The organism is Roseibium album (assembly GCF_965233825.1).
GTDB classification, from domain to species: domain Bacteria; phylum Pseudomonadota; class Alphaproteobacteria; order Rhizobiales; family Stappiaceae; genus Roseibium; species Roseibium album.
On record NZ_OZ247583.1, the window covers coordinates 2,034,237 to 2,046,237 of the forward strand.

At 58.2% G+C, this 12,001-nt stretch carries 12 protein-coding genes; 6 read left to right on the forward strand and 6 right to left on the reverse strand.

Annotation, left to right across the window (positions count from 1 at the left end):
• The first annotated feature begins 70 nt into the window (after nt 1–70).
• The 6 genes from ACO6TI_RS09520 (at nt 71) to ACO6TI_RS09545 (ending at nt 5,253) form a co-directional block, all read left to right on the forward strand.
• Nucleotides 71–802, forward strand: coding sequence for a winged helix-turn-helix transcriptional regulator (locus ACO6TI_RS09520; protein ID WP_196917040.1), 732 nt, complete (start codon nt 71–73; stop codon nt 800–802).
• Nucleotides 803–1,113: 311 nt separating this feature from the next.
• Nucleotides 1,114–1,647 (forward strand): dihydrofolate reductase family protein, encoded by a 534-nt coding sequence (locus ACO6TI_RS09525; protein WP_108873375.1) that lies wholly within the window; start codon nt 1,114–1,116, stop codon nt 1,645–1,647.
• Between the two features lie 3 nt (nt 1,648–1,650).
• Nucleotides 1,651–2,226, forward strand: a complete 576-nt coding sequence (locus ACO6TI_RS09530) for a TetR family transcriptional regulator (protein ID WP_108873376.1) — start codon at nt 1,651–1,653, stop codon at nt 2,224–2,226.
• A gap of 209 nt (nt 2,227–2,435) precedes the next feature.
• Nucleotides 2,436–3,287 carry a pantoate--beta-alanine ligase gene (gene panC, locus ACO6TI_RS09535; protein WP_108873377.1) on the forward strand — a complete coding sequence of 284 codons (852 nt, stop codon included), beginning with the start codon at nt 2,436–2,438 and terminating at the stop codon, nt 3,285–3,287.
• Nucleotides 3,288–3,304: 17 nt separating this feature from the next.
• The gene (gene panB / locus ACO6TI_RS09540) at nt 3,305–4,114 is read left to right on the forward strand and encodes a 3-methyl-2-oxobutanoate hydroxymethyltransferase (RefSeq protein ID WP_108873378.1); all 810 of its coding nucleotides are present in this window, start codon (nt 3,305–3,307) and stop codon (nt 4,112–4,114) included.
• 71 nt (nt 4,115–4,185) lie between these two features.
• Complete coding sequence (locus ACO6TI_RS09545; RefSeq protein ID WP_104701523.1) at nt 4,186–5,253, forward strand: methylated-DNA--[protein]-cysteine S-methyltransferase; 1,068 nt, start codon at nt 4,186–4,188, stop codon at nt 5,251–5,253.
• A 37-nt stretch (nt 5,254–5,290) separates the two neighbouring features.
• On the opposite strand, the gene ACO6TI_RS09550 is transcribed toward ACO6TI_RS09545, so the two are convergent.
• The 6 genes from ACO6TI_RS09550 to ACO6TI_RS09575 all read right to left on the reverse strand — a co-directional run bounded on the left by ACO6TI_RS09550 (nt 5,291) and on the right by ACO6TI_RS09575 (nt 11,910).
• Nucleotides 5,291–6,040, reverse strand: coding sequence for an ATP-binding cassette domain-containing protein (locus ACO6TI_RS09550; RefSeq protein ID WP_104701524.1), 750 nt, complete (start codon nt 6,038–6,040; stop codon nt 5,291–5,293).
• Nucleotides 6,037–7,248: an alanine racemase gene (locus ACO6TI_RS09555; protein WP_422384826.1), complete on the reverse strand. Its 1,212-nt coding sequence runs from the start codon at nt 7,246–7,248 to the stop codon at nt 6,037–6,039. The genes ACO6TI_RS09550 and ACO6TI_RS09555 overlap by 4 nt, the downstream gene beginning before the upstream one ends.
• Nucleotides 7,249–7,262: 14 nt before the next feature.
• Nucleotides 7,263–8,216: an ABC transporter permease gene (locus ACO6TI_RS09560; protein ID WP_422384827.1), complete on the reverse strand. Its 954-nt coding sequence runs from the start codon at nt 8,214–8,216 to the stop codon at nt 7,263–7,265.
• Between the two features lie 126 nt (nt 8,217–8,342).
• On the reverse strand, nt 8,343–9,413 hold the full coding sequence (locus ACO6TI_RS09565; protein WP_055119576.1) for a substrate-binding domain-containing protein: 1,071 nt from the start codon (nt 9,411–9,413) through the stop codon (nt 8,343–8,345).
• Between the two features lie 23 nt (nt 9,414–9,436).
• Nucleotides 9,437–10,696, reverse strand: a complete 1,260-nt coding sequence (locus tag ACO6TI_RS09570) for a M20 family metallopeptidase (protein ID WP_422384828.1) — start codon at nt 10,694–10,696, stop codon at nt 9,437–9,439.
• Nucleotides 10,696–11,910 (reverse strand): ROK family transcriptional regulator, encoded by a 1,215-nt coding sequence (locus ACO6TI_RS09575; protein WP_422384829.1) that lies wholly within the window; start codon nt 11,908–11,910, stop codon nt 10,696–10,698. Before ACO6TI_RS09575 ends, ACO6TI_RS09570 begins: the two co-directional genes overlap by 1 nt.
• Nucleotides 11,911–12,001: the final 91 nt, after the last annotated feature.

The window sequence follows — 12,001 nt, forward strand, 5'->3', positions numbered from 1 at the left end:
TTCCGGAGTTGTCCGAATTCGGGGTGCACCGTACTCTTTCAGTTCTGTTGCAGGATGTGAGGAGTGTCGGATGCCGTACAAAGGTTATGGACAATACTGCCCGCTCGCCCTGGCTGCTGAAGTCCTCTGTGAACGCTGGACTTTGCTGGTGATTAGCCGGGTGATCGACGGGTGCACACGCTTCAATGAAATTCATCGCGGCGTTCCGAAGATCTCGGCCACTTTGCTCAGTCAGCGGTTGTCCAGTCTGGAGCATGCCGGCTTGATTACGCGCCGGGCCCTGGAAAACGGCCGGGGATTTTCATACGAATTGACGGATGCCGGGCGTGAACTCGATCCGATCATCATGAGCCTTGCCGTTTGGGGTCAGAAATGGTCGCGGGATATGGAAACCGAAGATCTTGATCCGGCATTCCTGGCGTGGAGCATGCACACAAGGCTGAATGTCGAGGCCATGCCCGCGCACCGTATTGTCATGGAATTTGCCTTTTCCGGGACGCACAAGGGCTTGAGCCGCTTCTGGCTTGTGGTTGAAGACGGTCACGTCGACATGTGCCTTAAGTATCCCGGTCTGGAGGTGGATGTCGCCATCTCTTCGGATATCAGGCGATTTGTCGAAGCCTGGCGCGGCATACGAGATCTGCGCAGCGAAATTGCCAGCGGTCAGGTGTCCGTGTCTGGCTCGACGGCCTATCGCAGGGCACTGCCCGACTGGTTGATGTTGAGCGCATTGGCACAATTTCCCAGACAAACCGGTAACGAGGCAGGTGCCGGCGAACCGCATATTGCGCGGACGGGTTAACAATAGCCGGATGGCGCGTACCAATGCGTCATTGTGCCATCGGTCTCCGTTGTCACTCATGTCGCGCCCGTTGCAGCGGACCGGAGTGCAGCGGACCGGAGTGCTGCAGACCGGCGTGCGGGGATCGCGCGATCCCGATAGCAACATGATGTGTCGATCAATTGTTGTCGTCGTCCGCAAGGATGCGATTGTCCGGCACCGCAATTCGGCATCCTCACCAGGCTAAAGAGAATGGATGAAACAACCTTTCGGAGTGCGGTTGACGATTGTCGCCACAATAATTATACACTGTATAAAAAGAGGAGGAAATCGTGCCGACCGGTCACACGATGATGGCAATGTCGCTTGATGGTTTTGTCGCGCGAAAGGATCACACCCTCGATTGGTTGATGAAGCTCGACACGGAGGGTGAAGACTACGGATTTGCCGCTTTTCAGAACAGCATCGATGTCATCGTGATGGGCTCCGGCTCCTTCAGGACGGTCCTGGGATTTGGCGAATGGCCGTATCGGAAACCAGTCATCGTGATGAGCAGGTCACTTGCCGATGATGAGATCCCCGAAGACGTTAAGTCCAAGGTCGAGCTGAGCCGGCTCTCACCGGCCGAACTCATGTCGCGTCTCGGTGAGCGTGGTATTGGCCGCGTCTATGTGGACGGCGGCGCTATCATCCGATCGTTCATGCGCGAAGGCCTGATTGCAGACATGCGGGTTGCGATTGCTCCTGTTCTCATTGGTGAAGGTATCCGCATGTTCGGAGAACTGGATCGTGACATCGACCTGAGACTCGAAAGCGTGGACCGGTTCAAGTCGGGACTGATCCATATGTACTACGTGGTGATTTGAGTGATGTCGTCTGGCAGGCTCAAAGGGCGCCCGCAGAAAGGCAGTCGCTCCATTTCCAGGGAACATATACTTTCGACCGCACTTCCGTTGCTCAATGAGCAAGGTTTGGAAGCAGTGTCTTTTCGGCGTTTGGCCGATGCGCTGAACGTGACCGCGATGGCGATCAAATACCATGTCGGCAGCCACAGGAGTTTGATTGCCGCGCTGATACGAAACGCCTTCGAGGGTACCCTTACTCATATCGAAGGCAACACCCCGGAAGAACGTCTCAGACACATACTCTCAACTTACTGCACCCGGGCCTTGGAAAATGCGAACGTTGTGCGCTGCATCCTGAACGATCCATCTTTGATGAGCGGCGAGGTCGTTACGGTCACGGAAGAGATCCGGAAAAACACCAGAATGCTCAACGATGGCGACGAGCAGGACGTGCTGCTCAATCTGCTGGTCGACTACACACATGGCTTTGTTTTTTCCGCAGTTGCAGCGCCGTCAAATCATGGTCTGACCCTGGACGATTATCTGCGGAGTGTCGATTGGGTGCTGAAAGCAGGTCAGTCCGCACGAAATTCAAATTGAAGTTCCGAGCGGATCGTTCGTGTTTGTTTTCTGAATGTATTCCGGGACTGGCCGCTATCCGGACCGGCTCGCATTGGCTTTTGCATGCGGTAATGATGACGCCTTGCCACCTCTCTTTGGCTACTGGACCTTGATCGATCGCCGGCTTATGTTGCACCTGCGAAGTAAGCGGGACCTTGGCGGGAACTGAAGGTCTGGGAGGGCAAACAATGATAATCTGCCGGACAAAGGCGGATATGCGCGAAAACGTGCGGAATTGGAAACGGGTGGGGCAAACGGTCGGACTCGTGCCGACAATGGGATACTTGCATGAAGGGCATCTTGCTCTGGTCCGTATGGCGATCCAGAAGGCAGACCGGGTCGTCGCGAGTATTTTCGTGAACCCCACTCAGTTCGGTCCCAATGAAGATCTGGCGACCTATCCACGCGACGAGAAACAAGATCTTGACCTTCTGGCAGCGGAGGGGGTGGACGCAGTGTTTCTGCCGAGCGTGGAGGAAATGTACGGCGCGGGCGGTGGAACTCATGTCGACGTGCCGGGCCTGTCTGGAATCCTGCAAGGAGCCCTGCGTCCAGGGCACTTTCGTGGAGTCTCGACTGTCGTGACCAAGCTGTTCAATATCGTTGCACCGGACATCGCCGTCTTCGGCGAGAAGGACTACCAGCAACTCACACTTATCCGTCAGATGGTACGTGACCTCGACATGCCGCTGGAAATCGCCGGCCACCCGACCGTGCGCGAAAACGATGGTCTGGCAATGTCTTCCCGGAATGTTCGTCTTTCGGAAGATCACCGGTCTGAAGCCGTCATGCTCAATCGCGCGCTCGATCGGGCACAGGAGTTTGCAAAAACAGGGCCTGCAATCGCCAAACTGGAGGCCGTTGTCAGGTCTCGACTCGCGCAGGCCCCATCCGCGGAGGTCAAAAGCGTCGACATCCGTGATGCCGAGACCCTGGGCGCGCTGTCAGGCGCGCTGGATCGACCGGCTGTTGTGCTGCTGGCGGTACGTTTCGGACCTGTTCTCCTGATTGATCAGCGCGTCATCGCGCCGGTGACCTGAAGCTGAAGGGACTTTTCATGAGTGTTCAAAAACCTGTCCGCCGCCTGACCGCGCCGCAAATCGCGAAACGCAAGGGCGGGGATCCCATCGTCTCGTTGACGTCCTATCATGCGCACACGGCCGCCATCGTCGATAACTACGCCGATTTCATTCTCGTTGGCGACAGCCTTGGGATGGTCATGCACGGAATGGAATCGACGGTCGGTGTCACGCTCGATCTGATGATCATGCACGGCAAGGCGGTCGTCCGCGGCACCAAGAAAGCGCTTGTTGTTGTCGACATGCCATTTGGCACTTATGAGGAAAGTCCTTCAGAAGCTTTCCGCAACGCAGCACGCGTCATGAAAGAGACCCAATGCGGCGCGGTAAAGCTGGAAGGTGGTGTCCGCATGGCCGAAACCATTCACTTCCTCACTGAGCGCGGAATTCCCGTGATGGCTCATATCGGCCTGACGCCGCAATCGGTCCACGTCATGGGCGGTTTCAAGACGCAAGGAAGGCACGAGGATGACTGGGACCAGCACTTCGAGGACGCATCAGCTGTTACCGAAGCAGGTGCATTTTCGGTTGTCCTGGAAGGTATGGTTGAACCGCTTGCCGCGCAGATCACCAGGGAAATCCCGATCCCGACCATCGGCATAGGTGCATCCGCAGACTGTGATGGCCAGATCCTGGTGCTGGAGGATATGCTTGGCCTCAATCCGGCACCGCCCAAATTCGTCAAGGTCTACGGCAATCTTGGTGGCCAGATCGAGGCAGCGGTGAAAGCCTATTCGGACGAGGTCAAGGACCGCAAGTTCCCTGCCGAGGATCAGGTGTATCGTTGACGATGTGCAAGCCGTGAATAGACGCCCGATTTCCGGCTGCGCCATTCCGCTGGACAAACTATTGTCAGGTCATGCTGATGATCCGATCCGATTTCGACACGCTGTATGAAGCGCTCCTCAATCGCGACCCGTCCTATGACGGGCGTGTCTATGTCTGTGTGGCCTCTACCGGCATCTTCTGTCGGCTGACTTGCCCGGCACGCAAACCGAAACGCGAAAACTGCACCTTTTACGAAACTGTTGCCGAATGTATCGACGCCGGCTTCCGCCCGTGCAAACGGTGCAAGCCGACAACACCGCAAGCAAGTGCGGACCCGGTCGTAAAGCCCCTGATAGAAGCCCTGGAAGGAAAGCCGGGATATCGTTGGCGCGAGCCGGATATCGTCCGGATGGGATTGGACCCATCAACGGTACGGCGGGCCTTCAAGCGCCATTTCGGCATGACTTTTCTGGAAATGGCGCGACAGCGGCGATTGCAGGAAGGTTTTTCGACATTGGCCGAGGGCGGCAAGGTCATCGATGCGCAAATCACCGCTGGCTTTGAATCGCCAAGCGCCTTTCGCGAGGCGTTTGCCAAAATACTGGGGCAGGCGCCGGGAACATTTTCGCAGGACCCCATGTTGTTTGCCGATTGGGTGCCATCTCCGCTCGGTCCGCTGATTGCAGTGACGGACAGGACGCAACTGCATCTTCTGGAGTTTCTGGACCGCAGGGCCCTGCCGGCGGAATTCAGAAAGCTCCAGGGTTTCGCAAAAGGCAATATCGGCTTCGGGCGCACCGAAATAACCGACCAGATCCAGGATGAATTGCGACTGTTTTTCGACGGCAGTTCCGGCGTCTTTGAAACGAAGCTTGCGCTGCACGGCTCGACATTCACGCGGGATGTCTGGCGGGAACTTCTGAAAATTCCGGCCGGAGGCACAAGGAGTTATTCAGAGCTTGCAAGAGAGCTGGGAAGACCTGAAGCTGTGCGCGCGGTTGCCAGGGCAAACGGTGCGAACCAGATCGCGATTGTAGTGCCGTGCCACAGGGTGCTGGGAGCGGACGGATCGCTGACCGGGTATGGCGGTGGGCTCTGGCGCAAACAGCGTCTCATCGAACTTGAGCGGAGCTACTCCAGCAATCAAAATCCGATTTGATGGTTGGCATTGCCGGCCGGATGCCAACTGGCCGTGATCAGGATTTTCCCGAAACACCTGTTATCATGGAGACGATCTCGTTCTTGTCGGTTTTGGCAGTCTCGCGCACGCCGATCTGTTGTCCACGCCTCAAGACGCAAATCCGGTCGGCAAGGCGGAAGACCTGGTCGAGGCTGTGGCTGATGATCAAAATCGCGAGGTTCTTTTCCTTCAGCGCGGCTACCTGTTCCTCCACCTTTGCCGTTTCCGCGACACCAAGGGCTGCGGTCGGCTCGTCCAGCAGCACCAGCTTGCTTGCCCAGTGCGTGGCGCGCGCAATTGCTATTCCCTGTCGCTGACCGCCGCTGAGATCCCGGATGACGGACCCTGCGGACGGAATACGCACGTCCAGCTCATCGACCAGTTGCTGGCATTCCCTGTGCATGCGTTTCCTGTCGAGCAGACCGAAGGGCGGCTTGATCAGTTCCCGGCCGAGGAACATGTTCATGTAGACTGGCTGCTGGTCCGCAAGGGCAAGATCCTGATAGACCACCTCGATCCCCAAGCTGCGTGCGGAACTGGCGTCTGAAAAGGAGACGGGATCGCCGTCCAGGCGGATCTCGCCGGATGTGGGGCGGTGCACCCCGGAAACAATCTTGACCAGCGTAGACTTGCCGGCACCGTTATCACCGACAAGCGCGACGATTTCGCCCGCATGTAGATCGAGCGAAAAATCCTCTATCGCGACAATGCCGCCGAAAGCCTTGTGAATGTTGGCGAGCGAAAGGACGGGGGCTTGTAGGTTCACGGACGAAACGCTCCCGGCCAGGAGACCTGATCCCCAAAACCGTTTTCTATTGTCGTAACGGCGGGGTTGCCCGATGCGACACCTGAGAGGCCGACCACAAGCGCTCGCGTGACGAAGGCCTGGCCGCGAAAACCGAATATGACCGTGTCACCTGGCTCCGGCGGTCTCGGGCCGGTGGCGTCGATCATCGCATAGTAGTCGATGGCGGAATAATCGGGGATCTCGACATCGCGTAGCGCAGACCGGTCCGATGTCGGTTCCGGACCGACGATCGCCCGCACCTGATAATCCGGAAAAACAGGATCAATATAAAGACCGCCACCAAAGCAATAGGATTTGCCGCCATGATGGTGGGAGACTTCGGAAAGGTAGAGAACAGCGGGATCCTCCGGCAGGTCCTCGACCGCATGCAGAGGCGTTGTGCCGTGGAGCCCGTTGCCCGGTTCGCACTGGGTCGCACCCGATGCCGCCAGTGCCGCGACCACGGCAGAGGAGGTCGTGCCGGGTGCATTGATCTCGATACCGGTCCTGCCGGCCTTCGCCAGGGCATCCGCTGCCCGGCCGAGGGTTGCCAGGTTCGGTGTCTGTTTTACCTTGCGGGCCTCAAGATCGAACAGCAGCGCTGGAAAGGTCGTGATGCCCGCGAAGCGAGCGCCCTCCATATCATCAAGCCGCTCTGCTATCGCGACAATGTCTTCAGCCGCAAACCCGCCCTCATGGCCACGGTAAAACGTATCGCCTTCGGTCTGAATTCGCGCCAGCAGATTTTGTTCGCGGCCCGCCGAGCGTGCTGCCGATGCAGCTTCCCCGGCTTTTGTGTCTGAAAAGACGGTCCAGTAGTCCGGTTGCAGATTGGTACCGGCATAGGCCGCTTCATGTCGGGGGATCTGCACCAGGTGTCCCAGATGGCCTGTTTTGAGACCGGCCCGGTCGCAGGCAAGCGCGCAGGCCATGTCGACGGCGACGGCCCGGTCGATGCCGCCGCGCATGACCGCCTGGCAAAAGCCGGAATGACGTCCGACCTGCTTGGTCATCGCGAAGGTTTTCAGGCCATGTCTTTGCGCCTCATGTTGGAAAAGGCGTGCGTTGCGTTCGACCGCATCAAGGTCGAGTACATAGGCATTTGCCGGAATGCGTCCTGCCTGATGAAGTTCCATCGCGGCTTCGATGAATGCCGGATTACGGCAGATTAAAACGTCAAGAAACATCTGTCTTCTCCGAGTTACCGGCTCGTGTCGCGCAGCGAAACGGCGACCGCGATCAGGATGATCAGCCCTCGGACGATCATCTGGTCGGAAACATCAAGACCCATGAGGATCAGTCCGTTGTTGAGCATTCCCATCAGAAGCGAGCCGAGCAACGCGCCGATGATCGACCCCTTGCCGCCGTTCAGGGCCGTACCGCCGACAATGACAGCGGCAATTACGGTCATCAGATCGCTCTCGCCGAGTGTGTATTTTGCGGCCTGGAGGCGACCGGCATAGAGTAGCCCCGCCAGCCCGGCCATGGTGCCGCACAGCGTCAATACACCCAGGCGGATCCGGGGCACCTTGATCCCGGAGACCTGCGCAGCCCGGGCATTGTCGCCCGTTGCGAGCACATGAGCACCGAACCGTGTGCTGCGATAGACGATGTGTCCGATCGCAACCGCAACGATGGTCCAGAGGACGAGCGAGGGTATGGAAAACAGTTTCCCGGATCCGAAGATGCCGGTGAATGTGTCGTTCAGTACAGGAATGGACCGCAGATCCGTCATTGAACGTGCAATGCCGGCAAACAGGCCCATCGTGGCCAGTGTGACCAGAAACGAAGGCAGGCGAAGATAGGCAACCAGAATGCCGTTCATCGCTCCAATCAGCGCGCCTGCGCCTAGCCCGGCCAGGATGCCGACGGCCATCGGGAAGCTCTGCATGGCAACTGCGGCGGACAGCGCCGAGACAGCCACGACCGATCCGAAACTCAGATCGATCTCGCCTGCGGACAGGGCAAATACCAGACCGATGGCCATGATCGTGGCGGGTGCGGTCTGCAGCACGATGTTGGTCAGATTGCGCGAGGTCAGAAAGCCATCGTTGTAGAGCGTAGCCGCAAAGAACAGGAAGATGGCCAGAAAGCCCACATAGATTACGGATCTCTGCAGATCCAGTCGCCGCAGCAGCGAAAGGGAGGAGCTCATCGCAGTCTCGTTTTGCCGGTTTTCCGAGGATCGAAGGTCGACATCTTTGGTTCTTGCCCGAGTGATTGAAAGCGAAGGATGATCGAATGAACCGGCGGGCAGCAGGCTGCCCGCCGCTTGGCCGGGTTAATTCGCGGAGGAAACGCTTGCCGGCGGATCGATGTTCAATGATTTCTTCCAGCCTTCGGCAACCGTGTCTGCGGTAACCGTTATGGCCGGTGCGACGACGAAGGGCGGTACATCCGTGCCGACAAGACGCAGGGCAGCGGCGGCGGCCATGGCGCGCCCGAGTTCGTAAGCCTCGTCTGCGACGATTGCAGCGACGTTACCACCGCGAACCATATCGACGGCAACCGGCTCGGACAGGTCGAGTGTCACGATCTTCGTGCTCTTGTTGCCGTTCGCCCGCAAGGCCGCCAGCACGCCTTCTGCCGGTCCTGCCCAGGTTACGTAGATGCCACCAAGATCCGGGTTCTTCAGAAGCATCGCATTGGCGATTTCCTCGGCACGGGCCGGGTCGCTGATACCCTGTTCGGCGACGATTGAAATGTCCGGATAGTCGTTTTCGATCGTTGTCTTGAAGGCGTTGTCCCGCTGATTGGTCACGTAGTAGTCGGCATCGTGGTAGATCCAGCCGACGGTTCCCTTGCCGTTCATTGATGACGCAAGGGCGTCGGCCGCCTGCTTGCCCATCTGGAAAAGGTCGTCGGTGACGATGGCTGCGTAATCCCGTGGATGTTCGTACCCGGAGGGCAGGTTGGACAGAAAGACAAGCGAAACACCACTGTCGCGCGCTTCCTTGAATGCCGCTGCGGATGTAACCGGATCAAGCGGCAGAGACAGGATGATGTTCGGTTCCTTTGCGAGCGAAGTTTCGATGTCACTGCGTTGCTTCGCTGCATCGAAACCTGCACTGGCAGTCGCCACGACCTCAATTCCGAGGCGTTTGAACTCGTCACTTGCACCTGCGGTGACGGCGTTCACGAAATCCGACTGGTCGTGCCACAGGAGCGCGGCCTTGTAGTTGCCGGACCGAATGGCGTCCACTTTGTCATCCGCGACGACGACAGCGGAGGAGGGAGTTGCGTTTTCGTTGTTCGGTCCAATGGTTTCAGCCAGGGAAAAACTGGACAGGGAGGCGAAGCTCAGCAGCCCGAGAAGGGCGGATGAAGCCAGATTTTTTGCAGTCAGTCTCATTGGTAACCCTCTGGTATTGGTGTTTATGGTGCTTCTTCCAGGCCGCAATAGTCGGCCACGAACAGCGCGAAAGCCCTGACGGCTGCCAGATAGCTCTCCACGTCGATGCGCTCTTCGAATGTATGCGCCAGGCTGATATCGCCCGGTGCGCAATAAACGGCCGGGCATCCGATCTCGTTGACAAGAAACGGCATTTCCGACCAGTAGGGTGCTCCCCCGATGGCTCCACCGTGATCAGTCGTCCGGCGAATGCTGTCTGAAAGACGGACCGCGGTCGGATCATCTTGCGGGATCTCGACAGGCGAACCGCCATATCTGTGATCCCGGCCGGCGGGATATTGAATATCAATCGTGATGCCGTCCGCGACCGGAGCGGATCGGACAACGGTCTCAAATGCACTGACGGCAACATCGAGGTTTTCACCGGGTCGGAGTTTCCGGATCAGGGAAATTCGGCACGACCCGGGAACGGCGATGTAGCCGCCACCTTGTATGTCCGTTACGAGAATGGAAGAGGCACCCACAAGATCATGTTTCGGACCGGCCGCCAGGTCGTCTTCGTGTGCCCAAAGACATTCCAGAACCGAATGGGTTGCCTTCAAGGCGTCGGTCCCGAGTTCTGGTGTTCCAAAATAGGCCGACTTGCCGGTAACCGCGACGTCGGCAATGAAAAATCCGATCTGTGCCGTGCAGACATCGAGCTTTGTCGGTTCGAGGTAGACTGCAAAATCAGGCCGGTCGATGTCACCCGAAGTGACACGCTTCACGAGGTCGTGGGCGCCGGCAGAGACCCCGGTGCCCGGTTCGCCGCTTTCTTCATCGCCAATGAATGCAAATGACAGACCGCCTGCCGGTCGAAAACCCGCGCGTTGCAACAGTCTGACCGCGCCCAGTGCAGAACAAATACCGCCCTTCAGGTCGCACGCACCGCGACCCCAGATTTCGCCGTCGATCAACGCGCCGGAAAAAGGATCCTGCTGGGGCTTGCCTTGCCAGTTTTCTTCCCAGCCGCGTACATGAACCGTGTCCGTGTGCCCCACGAACATCAGTTTAGGGTCCTCATCACCATTCTTCCCGGTGCGGCCCCAGACGTTCATACGGCCGGGCAGAAACTCTCCGGATCCGGTTTCAAGTCCGAGTGTTTCCAGCTGTGATTTCAGGAAGAGTGCAAAGGCGCTTTCGTTTCCGGTAACGCTCTCAACGGCGATGGCCTGCTGAAGCAGTTGCAGGTCTGCGTCCCGGTCCTGATGGGCCTCAAGGCTGGAAAGGAGATCCCGGGCCATCACGCGACACCTTTCTTGAAGGTTTCGACGGAGGGTGGCGGAACTGAAATTTCAACACCCTTCAGGCCTTCGGCGAACAGTGACAGGTGCAATCGGGAAAGGGCAACCGATGCGCCGCCTGCAAGTGCCGCATGGTTTCCAAGCGTTGATTTTTCAATCAGCACAGGGCGTGGAAAACACATCGACAAGTATTTTCGAACGCGGTTGAAAAGCTCTTCCCGCGCTCCGATGGAGCCACCTATCACGATGCACGAGGGATCCATCACGGCAGTGAGGGCGGCTGTTACGCGAGCGATCTGTCTCGATGTCTGGTCCAACGTCTCCTGTGCGTCCGCGTCTTCCTGGTTGGCGGCCTCGAATATTTCCGGAACACTCCGGTTTCTGCCACTTCTCTTCCGATACATCTCGGTGATGGCATGGGTCGCCGCGACGCGTTCAAGCGCACCGGTTTTCAGGCTTTCCGGTTCAAACGGATCAGCTCCGAAGGGCAGATAGCCAATTTCTCCCGCGGCACCGCTGGCACCTCTGTGAAGCTGCCCGCCGACAACGATCCCCGCACCGATCCCGGTGCCAATGGAGACATAGACAAGGTCATCCTTCTCGCCGCGTTTTGTAAGCCAGTGTTCTCCAAGCGCCGCCAGGTTCACGTCGTTTTCGACGAAAACCTCGATACCGAGTTGGCGCCGCCATAGGCCTGGCGCATCGATACAGTCGAGACCTGGGATATTGGGAGCCATCCTGATCTGTCCCGTTCCTGGATCAGGGACACCCGGCACACCGATGACGGCAACACGCGGCAGTTTCGAGTTGAGCTTCGCCCCGCCGGCCGCTCTTTGAACCAGATCGGTGACATGCCTGATGACGGCCTCGCCACCGGACTTGTCCGTCGGTTCCTCCAGTTCGTTGACTACGGCTCCGGTCAGGTTGCAGATCGCGACACGGATCTTTGTGCCGCCAAGGTCCACACTCGCGACCGAGGCGGCGTCCGGTACGATTTCGTAAACGACGGCCCGGCGCCCGATATGGCCTTCCGTCTGACCAACGGTTCTGACCCAGCCTTCAACTTCCAGGTTGCCGACGATTTCCGAGACCGTCTGCTTGGAAAGGCCCGTGATTTTCGAAACGCTTGCCCGGGAGATGGGGCCGAAGCTCGCGATGGCCTGAACCACCGCGCTCAGGGACATTCGCCTGGATATATTGGAAGGATCGGCCACTGGTTCTCTCAATTAGTTCGTTCAGTAACCGAACTAAATAGAAAACTGGCCACTTGTCAAGTCGTAGACACCGGTTTTGCCAGCACCAGAA